This is a genomic window from Pararobbsia alpina, from assembly GCF_965118125.1.
Classification (GTDB): Bacteria; Pseudomonadota; Gammaproteobacteria; order Burkholderiales; family Burkholderiaceae; genus Pararobbsia; species Pararobbsia alpina_A.
In genome coordinates, this window is record NZ_OZ221288.1 from 1,128,197 (window position 1) to 1,143,408 (window position 15,212).

A 15,212-nucleotide genomic window follows, 5' to 3' on the forward strand; every position below is an offset into this window, starting at 1 on the left:
AGTCAGACGATCAAGGCGTCAGCACGAACTCCGCGATGCCGAGATAGGGCGTCATGCCTGCGCGCTCGATGGCCTTCGTCTCGGGATTGATTCGATAGACCCCGAGCGCGGCGTCGCCAATTTCCGACACATAGGCGAACGTCTCCGAAGCATCGATGACAAAGCCCGTCGGCATCTTGCCCACTTTGAACGGTGAGCCTTTCACCGACGACAACGCTCCCGTGGACGCGTCGACCGTGAACGCACTGATTTTCTCGTTGCCGACATGCAGCACATACACCGCGCTACCGTCGTGATTGACGAAGACCCCGGTCGGACGATCCGACAATCGGATACGTTGAACCAGTTTGAGACGGCCCGAACTCAAGTCGATCCGGAAAGCCCCCAACTCCAACCCCGAGCCTTGTGAATCGACCGCGTAGAGATAAGTCTCCTGCGGGTTGATGTCGAAACTCTCGGGCGAACGCATCGTGTCGAGGACATCGCCTCCGATGTCGAATTGACGATACGTTCCCGTCACGTAGTCGTGCGTATAGCCCCGAAGCGTGTACAGGCCCGACAAGGCGTTGCATCCCAGCGTGTAGTGCAGTCGGCCCTGAGCCACGGATCGCATATTGCCCACTACGTCACCGGTGGGCATATACGATACCCCGCGCGAATCCCGAGCCCAGCATTTATCCCGATCAAGCGACGGTGACGGCGAAGGACTGCCCGTCACACCCAGGAACATGTGCGGACGCTCGACGATGGCCGCGCTGCTGTTGACTTTGATGTCCGCATAGGCATAGCCGAACTGAATCACGCTAAGCGTGCTATTCACGGGATTCAGCGAGAAGTCGAGTGCTCGCCCGCTCCGCGAAGTCCAGTTGAGGTCGTCGATCTTGCCGAGCGCACCCGACTTCAGGTCAATCGTGAACGTGCCGATCGGCCGGATCCATTTCGCATTGTTGGCGTCCGTACCGTAATCGCCCCCCCGACGTATCACATAGCCTCGCGATCCGTCGCGACTCAGCGTCAGGCGACGTATGAGTGTCCACGGCTGCCCGTTGGCCGCCACGTAGTGTGCGACACCATTGTGCGGATCCAGGCGATAGGAGTGGATTTCCGAGGTGTTGTCACGCACGATGGCGAACTGCGTGCGCGCCACACACTCCACCTTGATATCCGATGCGGCCGTCGCGCCGCCCACCACACCCACGCCGTCGGACACCGTGCAGTGCTGTCCTCGTGGATGGACGGCAACGGTGACGTCAAAGGGCGCGTCCGTCGAAGCCTCCGAAGCGAAGTGGAAGGTTCCGTTTTTGGACACTGTGAGCAGCTCGCTTCGATTGTTGAAGAGCTTCAGCGAGGTGTCCTTGTCGAGCCCCGTGACCGTACCACCGACATGCGGCCCTTCGGGTGCATCCTGCTGCACGTCGGCCGACGCTGTCGGCACGACCTGCACCCCTTGCGCCGCACCACCTACTGACGCGGCGTGCCCGGTCGGCGGCGCAGCGCCGGTGTTATCGCCCCCACAGCCGGCCAGCACGCAAGCGCCGCCCAGCATCCAGCATCCCCAACGCCATCGAGTACTTCTTTTCATCGATCTTCCTCGCTTTAAAAGAGCAAACGAGAGCCGCCGTCGATTCGTTCGAACGACGGATACATTTGCTTGGGTGGATTCAGCAGGTCAAACGAATTGCACGGTGTCGAATGCAGCGATTCCGCGTCTGGCAACGCGGTATCGCCCGGACACCCCACAACGAAAAGAGTTCAGCAGATCAACGATTCGACGGCGGATACTACGGACCCCGAAATCAAATGACAAAAGAAATCTGTCGCCTGAATGGATTTTAGGAACCGTCCGTATCCGCGTGTTTGAACTGGATCCGGGAAGATGTCGATCCAGTCCTTTTCTGCAGGAGTTGGCTGGCGCGCATATCCATCGCGCAGCGATGACTCGCGCACCAACCGCCGAGGTTTTGGTGTGAATTCAGCACGTCGCCTCGACTCGCCTCAGGGATTCAGGGCGTCAATGCGAACTCCTCGACATAGGTGTTCTGCGTAGCCCCGCGTTCGAACATGCGAAGCGCGCCGGTCTCGTCATCGATCTTGAAGATATCGATGCCCATCTGATCACGCAGCGGCGTGTAGGCGAAGGACTGTGCCGCGTCGATAGTCATATCCAGAGGTGAACCATTCTGGCGAAACGGCGAACCTTGAACCGGCATCAGCATGCCCGTCATCTTGGCCACGGAATACGCACTGATCAGTTTGGCGTCCGGGTGAACCACGTAGACGAACCGGCCGTCCGGACTCACGATCACACGCCCCGGCTTGGGCGCAGTAGGAAACGGGCTACCGGGCAGCGCTTGCAGTTGCCCGGTCTCGCGGTTCACACGAAATGCATGGAGCTTGACGCCCTCCGTATCACTGGCGTACAGATACGTTCCCTGCGGGCTGAGCGCGATCCGTACGTCGAGCAGGCCGCGCACCCCGGGATCCGTCAAATCGAAACGCTTGAACTCTCCGGACATGGGGTCGATGGCGAACGCCACGAGCCGGAGGTCACGATCCATCTCGGGCGCGCAATCGACCATATACGCAAACTTGCCATTCGGAGTGAGACGCAGGTCGTCCGGCACGTCGCGCAAATCGCCGCCGGAGCCGACACGGTTGCGCATCCGGGCGCATTTGTCGGTCGGAATGCTATCCGGCGACCGGTCGATCACGTACGTTCTGAACACCGAGATCTCCCCCGCGGAGTTAAGCGCGAGGTACTCCTCGATGTAGTCCTGCTTCAGGTTGTCATAGTGATTGCCGACCACGAAGAACCGGCGGCCGCGCGCGCCAAACGCCATCTCGGTGGCGTGATGGTCCATCGTGAGTCGCGGTGCCGGTAGTTGCAGAAGCCGGCCGGTTGATTCATCAATTGAAAACTTCATGAAGTACCGCCCACCGAGCGTCGAAGGCGACGAGATCGTCGATTCGCCGCCTGAGTTGTCGGTCCCGATGACATAGCCGGTTTTACCGTTCGGATGAAGCATCATGCGATGCGGATAGCCCTCCGTAGTGATCTTCATACCTTGGAGCGGCATGATCTTGCCGACCTCCGGATTCACGGCATAGCTCCGGATCTCCTTCTTGACGCGACTGCGGCTCACACCGATCTGCCAACGCCTTTGACAGGAGATCGATACCGGTGGCGCATTACGATCGCCCGCTGTCCCCGCTCCGTTCTTGACGTCGCAGCGTTGCCCTACCGGGTGTACGGCAACGGAGACGTGATAGCGGGTACCGCCTCTGACCGGCGTGGGAAGCTCAAACTTGCCGGTGTCTTTGACGACCGTCAGGTTGTCGTGGTTGAGAAAGAGCGAGACGCGCTTGCCGACTTCGAGGCCCGCGAGGTCGACCACGACCGGATAGTCACCCGGCGGAATCGTTGCAGGAGGTGTTCCGCCATTCTCGGCCGGTGCACTCGAGCCCGTGGAGGGCGTGCCGGCCGCGGCCGTCGAACCCGCCGCAGCGCCAGACGATGGGCTAGCCGTTGGCTTCGTATGCCCGGTATCGGCGTGACTCGCTGCATCGTTCGATTGCCCGTTGTCGGACGCAGTCGACGTGTTGCCAGTTGCATTGGGCGTGCCGGGCGACGTGCTGTCCGGCTTTGCGATGCCGCCAGGCGCATTGCCACCGGCGCTAACACCGACCGCGCCCCCGCTTTCGGTGCTGCTCGGGTTGCTGCCGGTGTTGCTGCTTGTGCCGATGCTTGCCTCGCCGTTCCCTTCAGACCCCAGGTCGCTGTCCGGGTCCGGCGCTGCTGGTATGCGTGCGGGCGTATCGGCGATCGGCACATCGGCGTCCGGTCCGTTACTCCCCCCGCATCCCGCAGTCAAGCTCACCCCGCTTGCGAGCACTACAGCCAACGCGCATTGAATACTTCGTTTCATGGTCGTCCTCGTCGATGGATGTCGAATCACTTCGGCGCGGATGCTACGGATTTCAGACGCAGGCGCGTTTGCAAAAAACGAAGTCCCAATGGGATTTCAGAGCGTTCCTGATCGAAATGACTATCTGCCACTAGTCATACATCAGACTCCGAACATTCGACATGAACGGTATCCGAGGCGCATGCTTGTCGAATTCGCGTCAAACAACGCACTACACCTCGAATGCATCGGCACCTATACTGCCCGTCCGCAGACCGTGTTATTCGCGCGATTCAACTCCACCGTGACCCATGCCATGGAAACGCACGACGACGAACTGATTCGATTCGAAGCGGACGGCGTGTCGCTTCCCGCCTCCGATATCCACGGCTTCGTTGAGCACGACGGGGTCCGCATCTGGTACGCGTCGTTTGGTTCGGGCAAGCCCGTCATCCTTCTGCACGGTGGACTTGGACACAGCGGTAACTGGGGCAAGCAGATTCAGCCCCTGGTTGAAGCCGGATATCGCCCGATTGCGATCGACAGCCGCGGACATGGACACAGCACGCGGGACGCACGGCCCTACAGCTATGAACGGATGGGCACCGACGTGATCGCCGTCATGGATACGCTCAAGATCGAAGCAGCCCCCATCGTCGGCTGGAGCGACGGCGCATGCACGGGCTTACTGCTGGGCGAGCATTCACCGTCACGCGCGACGAGCGTGTTGTTCTTCGGCTGCAATATGGACCCAAGCGGTACGAAGGAGATTCAGTGGCCGCACACCGTCATCGAACGGTGTTTTAACCGGCACAAGAAAGACTACGCACGGCTCTCGGCGACGCCCGATCAATTCGAAGCGTTCGTCGAAGCCGTGTCGTTGATGGAGCGCACACAGCCCAACTACTCGGCTGAAGATCTCGCGAAGATCGACGTGCCCGTGCTGATCGTGCAGAGTGAACTCGACGAGTTCATCAAGCCCGAGCATGCGGCGTATCTCGCCGAGACCTTGCCCTATGCACGACTCGTGACACTGCCTGGTGTCAGCCACTTCGCACCGATCCAGCGCCCCGAGGTGTTCAATCGTGTGTTGCTGGCATTTCTCGGCGAGCACACATCGCCTTGCGCCTGAGCAGCGCGTGAAACGCTTCGCGGATGCGATTGACCGCGAGCGTCTTGTACGGAAACGCCGCGTTGTGACCGTGCACGAGCATGCATGCATTGACCTCGAAGACGACCACGCGTCCCGACCGATCAAGTGCGCAGTCGACACCAAAGTAGTCGAGACCGATGCGCTGACGGATCGCATGCAGCGCGGCGAACTGCGCCGCGCCGAACACCGTCCGCGGATTGCCGAGAAACACGCGCTCTTCTTCCTGCATCCACGGGTGATCGATCATATCGGTCGTGGCGTGGTGCACTTTCCACATGTCACCGATCGCCAGGTGATACGGCAGGATGTCGTCGCCGACAAACAGGAATCGATACTTCCTGAAGTAGCCGTCGCTTGAACGGTAGTCGACGTATTGCGTCACGTAGTAGCGCGCCGCATCGGTTTGCTGGAGTACGGCGGCGAGGTGTTGCCCGTCGCGGACCTTGTGAAAATCGACGCCGCCATGGCTGCCTGCCGGACGCACGAGAAGCGGATACGGCATCGAGACCGAACCCGCTCCTTGGGCATGACGTTCGAGTGTGGCCTCGCTATGACGCCTGACATGCGGGACCACACACCCCTCGATCCCCAACAAACGCCGGGCAACCGTCTCGCGGTCCGTCAGAGCCACACGGTCAGGTTCGTTGACCACCGGATGGCCGATGCGCTCGGCCAATCGAGCCGCATCGGACAGCAAGCCGTGACCCAGGTCGACATCCGCGACGAGATTGACGACCACGTCCGCCGCGTCGCGCAAGCGATCGCAATCGTGATCGACGTCGGGCAGCACGTTGAGCACGAGGCTCTCGAATGGCGCACCTTCAATCAGAAAGTCAATCGGCGTATTGCCCGCGCCCGGTGCAAAGAGCAGCAGCGCGCGAAACTCGGGAGGTTGCCGGCTCGCGGCAATCGGTAACAGCGGCTGCAACGCATGCGTACGCAGAAACGTTGCGCGTGCCGCTTCGGCATGGCCCAGCGCCTGCTGAAGGTTCGCCACGATTTGCAGCGTGCCGACATCGTCAGGCTCATGCTCGAGCACCTTCGAGAAGGCATCGAGTGCGTCGTCGAGCTGCCTCGAACTCGCATACGCAAGTCCGAGATGGCGGTAGGTGTCCACCTGGTGTGGCGCTTCCGCCACCGCCCAGCGCAGCCAGCGAATCGCCTCGTCGAAGCCTCCGCGCCGCATCAGCAAGCGAGCCAGATGCACGCACGCAGGGACATGCGATGAGCTCGCTTCGACAATCATCCGGTACATCGCTTCGGCCGCTTCGAGCCGGCCCGAGCGGTGATGAAGCAGCGCTGCGTCAAACAAGGCATCCATACGGTGGCTATCGAAGTCATGAATCGCTCCGGCCAATACATGAGTGACGCTCCTTGGCCAGGCGCGCCCACCATAGCAGCGCGATCGACCCCTGAGGCCATCGCTCAGGAAGTCGAAGGTTACGTGGAGTTAATTGAAAGCGACCGCGGGGCGAGGAGGCCCGAGATACGGGGGTCTCGTGTTTCGGGGGCTTTCAGTGGTAAGGGATGGAAAGGCGGGATGCGGTGGCGTGATGCTTCGGTGAACCAAGTGGTGAGTGGGTTGAAGGGGGTGAACGTGGGTTGCGGTTAGGGCTTGCGGTCAGAGCTCGCGATCGGCCGTTGCGGTCGGTGATGTGATCACCGCTCTCCGTTCGGCGATGCGCGCCGACCGATACGCGACGTGAAACGATTCATGCCATGTCGATGCCATGCAGGTTGCACGCCCTTCTTGCCCGCCATTTAAACCTCGGAATACTGACGAGACCAGTCACCGGCACGCACTTCGAAAAACCCCGGTCGAACACCCTTATTCAATTGATATATCACCACGATTGTATGCAGCCTCAGTGTTTTTCGGTCCGAAACCCCAAAATAATCGCACTTTGAGTACTCCGTTGTATCCAATACCACGCTCATTGCAATAATCCGAAATAGCTGACCACGCAATTTTCATTTGGCATAAAACTTGATAATCGCAAAAAATAACCACTTTCACACTACCGGAAAATCACTCTACTCGATTGATCATTTTCGCGAGACGAGTTGAAATGAATCATCGTCGAATGAAAGAAAAGTAATGTCTATGAAACAGGCGTTCGAGCAGAGTCTTTTCTCACCGGGTAGACAGATGTCTGACACAATGGAACGAGTGGAATCTTTTGTAACCCCAATGCACTCACGTCCAATCTGCCCTCATCAAATCCTCGTAGAGTGAGTTCCTGTTTTATTTATGCATACAAAATACAGGTAACAGCTACCGCTTTCATTGGCGCACGATGCAATTGCCCCCACCCGGACCTTGACGTCGTCCATTATCTTTTTAAGAGTTATGTGCAAATACACTTGATTGTTAACGTGTATCCAATTCGTTAGCACGCTGACAAACACTTGTATGATTTGTGAAAAGTGTGTTTAGACTAAAAAGACGACATGTTAAAAAGCACCGCTCGCTTATTGGACGTCAAAAACGAGTGACGAAAAAGGTCCAGCCAGCGCCAATTAGATTCGTGTCGACAATTCGCCAAATAAGCCGGAATCGCGGAATCTCTACGGAGCACACAATGCATACAACGATTCAGCTGATATTCGATTCGCAGCACGACACACACCGCGCGCACGAAGTCGAGCAGGCGTGGCGGGCGCAAACCGCGCGCGACGGCCGGATTCAAGGCCGCCCGAGTCCGGCCAGCGCAAGCCGGGGGAACGTTCTTGTCATCCTCAACGGCCCCCACACCGCGAGCCAGCGGTGGATTCAATTCGAAGTGATGCGCGCGTTCATACGCGGCACGCCCATGATGGTCGTCGACGTGAGCTGCATTCGCGACGAACGGAAGCTACGTGCCGTGCGCGGTCGCAACACGCTCGAATTCCTGTCCGCCGAAGCGGAAGCGCAGACGCTCTGGCTCAAGGAATTCAACCCCGTCGTGCAGAAGTGGCAGGCTGCGCGCGCGTCGTCGTCGGTACCGCGCTATGCCGTGCCGTATGCGATGGACGGCAACGGTCCGTGGCTGCTGTCGTCGATTTTCCCTTTCTACCGGTGGACCGACGATTGGGGCGAACGCAATCTCGGGCAATGGGTCGAGCGCGCGCTCGAGTCGATCGAGCACGCCGACGAAGCGAGCGACAGGTCGCTCGTCCGGCTGGCAGAAGCAGCCGCGATGTAAGCACAGGATCCCGAGCTAGAAGGAGCACGTCATGAAGACAATCGCGTTCGCGACACTCGTCGCGTGCAGTCTCGTTTCCACATCGGGCTGGGCACAGGCAGCGTCCGATGCCAACCAGGCTCAGAGCAACGATCCGTTCGTCAAACAACGTGATGCAATCGCGGCGGCCAACGACGCCTACAAGCAAAAGGTGGCCGCTGCGCAGAAGGTCTACGACGACAAAGTTGACGCCGCCGGAGACGCATTCGATCAGAAGGTGGCTGACGCCAAGGATGAGCGCAAGAAGGCTGTGGCTGCGGCGCGCGGATCGGGTGGTTGAGCCCTGAGACACAAGGTGTGCTCCGGAGGGCGATGGGTGCAGGGACGTCGAGTACCAGGCCCACGAGTATCGAGGCGGTGGCGAACGGGGCAAAGCCGCCGCGTGTCGTTGTGACGCCTCGCCGGCTAGCGGGTCGATTTAGCCAGGCAGTGCCCCAGACCGAGGTTCGTTGCGATTTGCCAGATGTACACGCGGGAGTAGCGCACGCCGAACCTCGCCTCGATGACCTCGCGCAGACGGGAGTTGGTCCATGCATCGCTGTCGAAGCCGTGCACGCGTGCCGACCCCTGAAGCGCCTGAGCGATCCAGTCGAGTGCCTCCCGATCCAGCGCTGACGCACGGCCGCCGACGCCGATCAGTTTGAGCGCGTCGAGCCCGCCCGCCTGAACGATCAGCTGGTAACGACGCACCGTCACCGGCGACATCCGCAGCGCGTCGGCCACCTCCTTGACCGTCGCGCCGGCGACCAGCATGCGCCCGGCCTTCATCCGCCGTACCACGGTTGGCAATTCGTCCGTCTCGTGGGCCATACGAACCTCCCTGTCGGTCACCGTACGCGTCCCCGCCCTGGTGCTGCTACCACCGATATCCGATCCCCGCGACGATCACATCCGTATCGCGGTTGTAGTGAGTGACCACGCGATTCCACGTCAGACGTGTGTCCCAGTGATCGGTCCAGCGATATGTACCCGAGATCGATACAAGCCCTGAGAACTTGCCGTCGCCTGGCCCCGGTGACGGGCTGTTTTCGTTCTCGTCGATCGCGTAGTACACGCCTGCGCCGGCGCCCAGGGTCACCTTGTCATCGAGAAACGCTCGCGTGGCCCAGAGTTGAGACGTGATGCCGTCGCGACGCGCGATATCGCTACTGCCCTCATGCAGATACCCTACCGTCAGATCGAGCCACTTCAGCAAGCCGACGCGATAGTCGATCGCCCCCGCGAGCGCGACCGGCGAGCTTGTCGAATTCACGATCGTCTTGCCGATATAGACCGTCACCTCGTTGTTCGTGACGTTCGATGAACGCGGCAATGCCCAGTCTCTCGGACCGGGTCCGTCAGGCGCATCGAGCTGATATCCGACACCCAACATGACACCCGTTGAATCCGGGCCGCGCTGCACGTGGACCCGATTCAGTTCGAGCTGCGTGATCCATCGACTCGACGCGTAGTACATCGCACGCAGGCTATAGACCACGCCCCACCCGTGCACATCCGAATAACTGCCGCCCTGCTGCGCCGTTGTCGTGTCGAAGTAGCGATACGGACCCAGCCCCGCCTGCAGGACAAAGCGACGCTCATCGAGAGGCAGGCGTGCCCAGAACTGCACCGCCTGTCCGTCGCGATGATGGTCCGGTATGTGGCCTTCGTTGAGCCACATGAAGCTCGCTGCAAAGTACTCGCCTAGCCCTTCCTGGTAGTTGAACGCCCATGTGTACGTGTTGACGTTACTCGCGCGCGATCCACCGGCGAACAAAGAAAACTCCTGTGCGTGAGCGACGTTCGTCGCACAGATCGCGCTGACTCCGATCGACAACAACGCGATCGTGCGTGCCCAATGCGTCGCACGAACACATCGTTCGCTTCGTCTCGTTGCGTGCCGGCTCGCGTTCTTGTAGGGATTCGTCGTCATCGTAATGACTCGCACACGGCTCGTGAGGGAGCGGAATACTAACGCGCGAATCGCCGGTATCGAAAAACTATGCGACTACAGGCGCGTGTTTCGGTTCGGTCTTCGTCTCAGTACCTTTCAGACGCCCTTATAAAATTTCACGCTGCCTCTCGAAGATCAATCGCTTTATCGCCTATCGACGCTCGTTCGTTAGCGTGCTTGAGGAAACGCCCCTGAAGACACTGAAACTCGTTTGGCCCTCACGCTTTTGGTATGAGAATTCGCGCATGCATACGTGTGCGCCACGAGCGCAACGCGTCGCGTGCCGACCGACTCAAAACCACCCAAGAGGAGCGTGAGATGAAAAAATCGTGGATCAGTGCGGGATGCCTGTTCATCGCGTGCCTGTCGTCGCCGGCCTGGTCGCAAAGCGCACCCGCTAAAGATGCGAGCGCTGGAACCGACCCGTTTGTGGCCGAACGCAATGCCGTGCTCAAGGCGAATCAGGTCTATAAGCACAAGGTTGCGGCTGCTCAGAAGGAATACGATCGCATCGAGGGCGAGGCCGATCGCGAATATAAGAAGACCGTTGCGGAAGCTAAGGCGGAGCGCAATAAGGCGGTGGCTGCGATCAAGGCAGGAGGTTAAGTGATCGGAGTGCGCAGGAAGCCGGAGCATGGGGTGTTCGCCCGGGTAGCTTTGGTTGGCTGCTAGCTGTGGTTGCCTGGTAGCTGTGGGCAGTGGGATTCAAGCTCGCTCGCCCGCTTGCTACCGTACACCGCGATTTTTTCGCTCCCTACAACGCCCTCATCGGATCTGAGCAAGAAGCGCGTCAGCGCCCTTGTCGATGCCGGCTTTGGCCGCACCCAGCGGCCTGAAGATGGCCGCAATGTCGAGCGCACCCGGATACTGTCGCGTCACATAGGCCTCGAGCAGGTGATCATTGGACGCATCGAATATCTCCACGGCATAGCTGACCGAGCCGGAATACGCGCTGTGTCCGCCGAAAATGGCCTGCGTCATGTTGTACAAACCACCCGCATAGTCGAGCCAAGTGACCGCGCTCGCGAGAAACGGACTGACCTCAGCACCCGCAAGCACCAGATGAACGCGAAGTGTTTTTCCGGTAGCTGCATTCGTCGTCAGTGCGAATCGCTGCGCCAGCGTTGTGGCGAATCGACGATACATGTACTGCGAGAGCTGCGTCTTCTCGCCCTCACTGACGCCAACAAACTGACTGTCGGTGCCGCGATAGACATCGATGGGATCGAGAATCAACCGGTCGTACGTGAACCAGTCGACGCGCGAGCTGGCGCGTGAAGGCGCGGCGCCATCAAGATCAATCGCAGTGCCATGTGCATCGCGTAGCGATGCCAGGCTCGAATGCGGAATTGGATAGAGGCTCGCGAACCCGGGGAACGTGATGAACGACATCATGACCATCGCACGTCGCAGCGCTCGGATCTTTTTCATGAAAGGGCTCTTCTGTTGACCGGGTCAGCGTGGATTGCTGCCATGACGTCATCTGTGCTGTGACGTCCCCAAGCGGTCGACCGAAGCGTAGCATCTTTTCTTTACTTTACAAACCGGCTGGACGGTTTATGAGAATTTAGGCATGATGCTATCCGTGCTTTACGCCAGTGCGGCGACGCCGGCGCGTCGTACCTGCGCGTCGTACCTGCGCCTCGCTCAGGCCCTTGCTGTCCAGCGATCGATATCGGTGACCCTCGCGTCGCCGGCCGCAACCGAAGCAAGGCCAGTGGACGCTCGATCGCCACAAGGCTGCGCGCTTTGCGAGAAAAAATCAGACAACTTGCTAGAATCCGGCTCTTACCGATCGCATCCGGCCAGAGCCGTCGCCGATCCCGGCCGGACCTCTCCGAATCCGAAACACAACACTCGACACACGATGGATAACGCCTCACGCTCCGAGCGTTCGCGCAGCATCGCCATTCAAGCCGCATTGGTCATCCTGACGCGCGATGGTCCGGGCGGACTCACGTTCGACGCTCTCGCCAAGGAAAGCGGCATCAGCAAAGGCGGCCTGTTGCATCAGTTCCGCTCGAAGCACGGCGTGTTGATTGCGCTGCTCGAGCATCAACGGGAATCGTACGATCGACTGTTCGACGCCTTTATGGCCAAGGAAGGCGACACGCGCTCCGAGCCCGTGCTTGCCGCGCAGATCGCGATCTTTCGTGAGTCGATCAATCAGCCGCATTCCGTTGCGCGCGCGATACTGGCTGCCCTTGTTGAGGACGCAGAGCTTCTCGAAACCGTACGGATCGCGGACGAAGCCCGAACGAAGCAGATCAAAAAGGAAGCGCCGGATCCGGATCTCGCGCTTCTGCGCCTCGCAGCTGCGCGTGGGCTCGCATATAACTCGCTGCTTGGCCTCGATCATCTGAGCAACAAGCAACGCGAAAGACTTTACGACCGCTTGCTCGACGAGGACTACTGGGCACGGCTGGATTCGTCGCAAGCGTCGAAGTCTTGATTTCTGCGCGCGCCTCCGAGGCGGAGGCGCGCGATTCTCCTCTCCTCTCCTCTCTCGTTCCTCCTCTCCTGCTGTCTGCTGTCTGCTCTCTGCTCTCTGCTCTCTGCTCTCCGCTCTCTGCTCTACGCCCTACGCCCTACGCTCTCGCTTGTCGCTCACCTGCCTTCTCCCTCCTCCCTCCTCCCTCCTCCCTCTTTCCCCTTTCCCCTCCCACAGGTTCACGGTCGCATACGGCCCCAAAACATTTTCCACAAACAAACCGCCCGGACGGTTTACATCTAATTTGACGAATGATAGGCTTCGTCCCGAAATCAACCCTTGGCTTGTTCGAGTACGTAGCGGCCGCCTGACACACAATTTTCCGGAGGTATTGAATGGCTTACACAAACGGGTTCCGTCTGCTCTTTATCGCTGCTGCATGCACGGCCGTCGTGGGGTGCTCGAGTGTGGAGCCGGTCAAGTATTCGGGCATCGATTCGTCGAATTACTTGCGAAGCAACATGAGCGGGGACGCCGACCGCGTGCCGTATCGCTACAACGTCGAGCACAACTGGCAGACGTATAAGAAGCTCATGATCGACCCCGTAGTCGTCTACCACGGCCAGGACAATCAGTTCGACGGCATGAGCGACACGGACAAAACCGAACTCGCGAAGTACATGAGCGACACCTTCGCGAAGAAACTCGGCACGCGATTCGAACTCGCGCATGAGCCGTCACCCGCCACGCTGCGAATGACATTGACGCTCACCGGCGCCGAAGGCACCACCCCGTTCCTCGGTCAGTTCACGCACTTCGATATCGGCGGCACGTTGTACAACGGCGTGCAAGCTGCGCGCGGCGGAAAGGCGCTATTCGGCGGATCCGTGACCTACGCCGTAGAGGTCCGCGACGCGACAACCAACGAACTGCTTTATGCCGAGGTGGCCCATCAGTATCCGAATGCCATGAACATCGGCGCAGCATTCGGATCGTTGGGCGCGGCAAAGACCGGCATCGACAAGGGCGCAGAAGCACTGGCCGCCCGTTTCAATTGACGGCGTCTGGAAGCACGCTGGCGTTCATACCGCGGCTTGCTTGCCGTCCAGCAAGCCGCGATGAACTTCCAGCGCGTTGCGCTCGACCCAGTTGTGTTGGAGCAGTCCGTCGTCCCGAACGTGAATCACGGCCGTTCCTGTCATCCGAATCGGCGATTGGCAAGGCGCGATTCCCATGAAGCCGTTGTTCTTTCCTGTGACCACCCATCGCGTGACGACGCGATCGCCCGCTTCGTTCTGAAACATCTCGACGACTTCGAAATTGAAATCGTCGATCGACGACAGAAACGCAGCAACCCATTGCTTGAACGTCTCTCGCGGCCCGATCAATGTGCCGCCGGACGTAATAGCGAAGTCCTCGGCCACCAAATGATCCGCGGCCTCCGGGTTTTTGCCTTGCCAGACGTCCCTCCAGAACCGCTCGACGATCGAAACTGCATCTCGCTTCATCATTGCTCTCTCTCCATTCGTTTAGCTTCAGGCAACGTCAGCCTGAAGTGCCAGACCGCTTGCATCCCACATCAGGACGCGACCCATCCACTATCGAACCTTGCAGTCGATAAAACAAACGAATAATCTTTCTCTTATCTAGTAGCGATGCTTATTGATCGATGAAAACCCCGGACATCGAGATCGACTTGCTGAGAGCGTTTGTCGCCGTCGCGGAAGCAGGCAGCTTTACTGCCGCGGCCGACGTCGTTGGCCGCACACAATCGGCGGTGAGCCAGAAGATTCTTCGGCTCGAAGACATACTTCAGATGCGAGTGTTTGAGCGAACGAGTCGTTCATTAACGCTCACACGCGATGGCGAGCGCGTACTGTCCGCCGCACGGCGGCTGTTGGAACACTACGAAGGGTTTGCACGGGAAGTACTCGAGCCCCCGCCCGTTTCCGTATTGCGACTTGGCGTATCCGAGAATCTGATTCAGATTCAGTTACCCAACCTGCTGTCGCGCATGAAGACGCTATTTCCTGGCGTGCAGATCGAACTGACGACTGGAACCAGTAAGAACCTGGCCGACAGTTACGCGCGAGATCAATTCGATGTCGTTGTCGTCGGGACATTTGAAAAGACGCCGACATCACGGGGCCAAGTCATCTGGAGCGAGCCGCTGATGTGGGTTGCCGGCGCAAACTATCGCGACAACCCTGCCAGCCAGGCTGAGCTAATCATGATGCAGCCTCCGTGCATTTACCGGGAAATCATGGCTGCCGCGCTCGATTCAACGGCAAGGGAATGGACGAACACGTGCACCGTCAGCAACTTGACCGGCCTGAACGCGGCGATTGGCGGTGGACTTGGAGTTTCGGTGCTCAGCAAGTCACAGGTGCGCGAGGGCATGAAGACCCTGCGTGCTTCGAAACAATGGCCCGCATTGCCGCCGATTCAAGTGGAAGTGATTGGCGGCGGGAAGGAGATTCAGCATCTCTTGCAGCCGCTTGTTTCGCTGTTGCGGGAGACGTTGCAGGGAGGTGGTGGTGGAGCGACGCCTGGGTCGTCTTGATTG

General features: G+C 59.4%; 14 protein-coding genes. 7 read left to right on the forward strand and 7 right to left on the reverse strand.

What is annotated here, in order from left to right; genetic code table 11:
• Window positions 1-10: 10 nt before the first annotated feature.
• Both ACMFWR_RS23225 and ACMFWR_RS23230 read right to left on the reverse strand, forming a co-directional pair.
• Window positions 11-1,582, reverse strand: a complete 1,572-nt coding sequence (locus ACMFWR_RS23225) for a beta-propeller fold lactonase family protein (RefSeq protein WP_413197042.1) — start codon at window positions 1,580-1,582, stop codon at window positions 11-13.
• 421 nt (window positions 1,583-2,003) lie between these two features.
• A complete protein-coding gene (locus tag ACMFWR_RS23230) occupies window positions 2,004-3,926 on the reverse strand; it encodes a beta-propeller fold lactonase family protein (RefSeq protein ID WP_413197043.1) in 1,923 nt (640 codons plus the stop codon).
• Window positions 3,927-4,221: 295 nt separating this feature from the next.
• On the opposite strand from ACMFWR_RS23230, the gene ACMFWR_RS23235 reads away from it, so the two are divergent.
• Window positions 4,222-5,037: an alpha/beta fold hydrolase gene (locus tag ACMFWR_RS23235; protein WP_413197328.1), complete on the forward strand. Its 816-nt coding sequence runs from the start codon at window positions 4,222-4,224 to the stop codon at window positions 5,035-5,037.
• Here ACMFWR_RS23235 and ACMFWR_RS23240 read toward each other — a convergent pair.
• The gene (locus ACMFWR_RS23240) at window positions 4,985-6,415 is read right to left on the reverse strand and encodes a tetratricopeptide repeat protein (RefSeq protein ID WP_413197044.1); all 1,431 of its coding nucleotides are present in this window, start codon (window positions 6,413-6,415) and stop codon (window positions 4,985-4,987) included. The two genes, ACMFWR_RS23235 and ACMFWR_RS23240, sit on opposite strands and share 53 nt — an antisense overlap.
• Window positions 6,416-7,640: 1,225 nt before the next feature.
• Here ACMFWR_RS23240 and ACMFWR_RS23245 point away from each other — a divergent pair.
• Entirely contained in the window at window positions 7,641-8,243 is a 603-nt protein-coding gene (locus tag ACMFWR_RS23245; RefSeq protein WP_413197045.1) for a TIR domain-containing protein, read from the forward strand.
• 31 nt (window positions 8,244-8,274) lie between these two features.
• The gene (locus tag ACMFWR_RS23250; RefSeq protein ID WP_413197046.1) at window positions 8,275-8,562 is read left to right on the forward strand and encodes a hypothetical protein; all 288 of its coding nucleotides are present in this window, start codon (window positions 8,275-8,277) and stop codon (window positions 8,560-8,562) included.
• A 125-nt stretch (window positions 8,563-8,687) separates the two neighbouring features.
• Here ACMFWR_RS23250 and ACMFWR_RS23255 read toward each other — a convergent pair whose 3' ends face one another.
• Both ACMFWR_RS23255 and ACMFWR_RS23260 read right to left on the reverse strand, forming a co-directional pair.
• Complete coding sequence (locus ACMFWR_RS23255) at window positions 8,688-9,092, reverse strand: helix-turn-helix domain-containing protein (protein ID WP_413197047.1); 405 nt, start codon at window positions 9,090-9,092, stop codon at window positions 8,688-8,690.
• A 46-nt stretch (window positions 9,093-9,138) separates the two neighbouring features.
• Complete coding sequence (locus ACMFWR_RS23260) at window positions 9,139-10,194, reverse strand: hypothetical protein (RefSeq protein WP_413197048.1); 1,056 nt, start codon at window positions 10,192-10,194, stop codon at window positions 9,139-9,141.
• 339 nt (window positions 10,195-10,533) lie between these two features.
• Between ACMFWR_RS23260 and ACMFWR_RS23265 the strand changes: the two genes are divergently transcribed.
• Window positions 10,534-10,821, forward strand: coding sequence for a hypothetical protein (locus tag ACMFWR_RS23265; protein WP_413197049.1), 288 nt, complete (start codon window positions 10,534-10,536; stop codon window positions 10,819-10,821).
• Between the two features lie 159 nt (window positions 10,822-10,980).
• On the opposite strand, the gene ACMFWR_RS23270 is transcribed toward ACMFWR_RS23265, so the two are convergent.
• Window positions 10,981-11,646, reverse strand: a complete 666-nt coding sequence (locus ACMFWR_RS23270; protein ID WP_413197050.1) for a DUF3313 domain-containing protein — start codon at window positions 11,644-11,646, stop codon at window positions 10,981-10,983.
• Window positions 11,647-12,082: 436 nt separating this feature from the next.
• Here ACMFWR_RS23270 and ACMFWR_RS23275 point away from each other — a divergent pair, with 436 nt between their 5' ends.
• Both ACMFWR_RS23275 and ACMFWR_RS23280 read left to right on the forward strand, forming a co-directional pair.
• A complete protein-coding gene (locus ACMFWR_RS23275) occupies window positions 12,083-12,667 on the forward strand; it encodes a TetR/AcrR family transcriptional regulator (protein WP_413197051.1) in 585 nt (194 codons plus the stop codon).
• A 374-nt stretch (window positions 12,668-13,041) separates the two neighbouring features.
• Window positions 13,042-13,704: a DUF3313 domain-containing protein gene (locus ACMFWR_RS23280; RefSeq protein WP_413197052.1), complete on the forward strand. Its 663-nt coding sequence runs from the start codon at window positions 13,042-13,044 to the stop codon at window positions 13,702-13,704.
• 24 nt (window positions 13,705-13,728) lie between these two features.
• Here the strand turns inward: ACMFWR_RS23280 and ACMFWR_RS23285 are convergent, their stop codons facing one another.
• Complete coding sequence (locus tag ACMFWR_RS23285) at window positions 13,729-14,157, reverse strand: ester cyclase (protein ID WP_413197053.1); 429 nt, start codon at window positions 14,155-14,157, stop codon at window positions 13,729-13,731.
• A gap of 158 nt (window positions 14,158-14,315) precedes the next feature.
• Here ACMFWR_RS23285 and ACMFWR_RS23290 point away from each other — a divergent pair, with 158 nt between their 5' ends.
• The gene (locus tag ACMFWR_RS23290; protein ID WP_413197054.1) at window positions 14,316-15,209 is read left to right on the forward strand and encodes a LysR family transcriptional regulator; all 894 of its coding nucleotides are present in this window, start codon (window positions 14,316-14,318) and stop codon (window positions 15,207-15,209) included.
• Window positions 15,210-15,212: the final 3 nt, after the last annotated feature.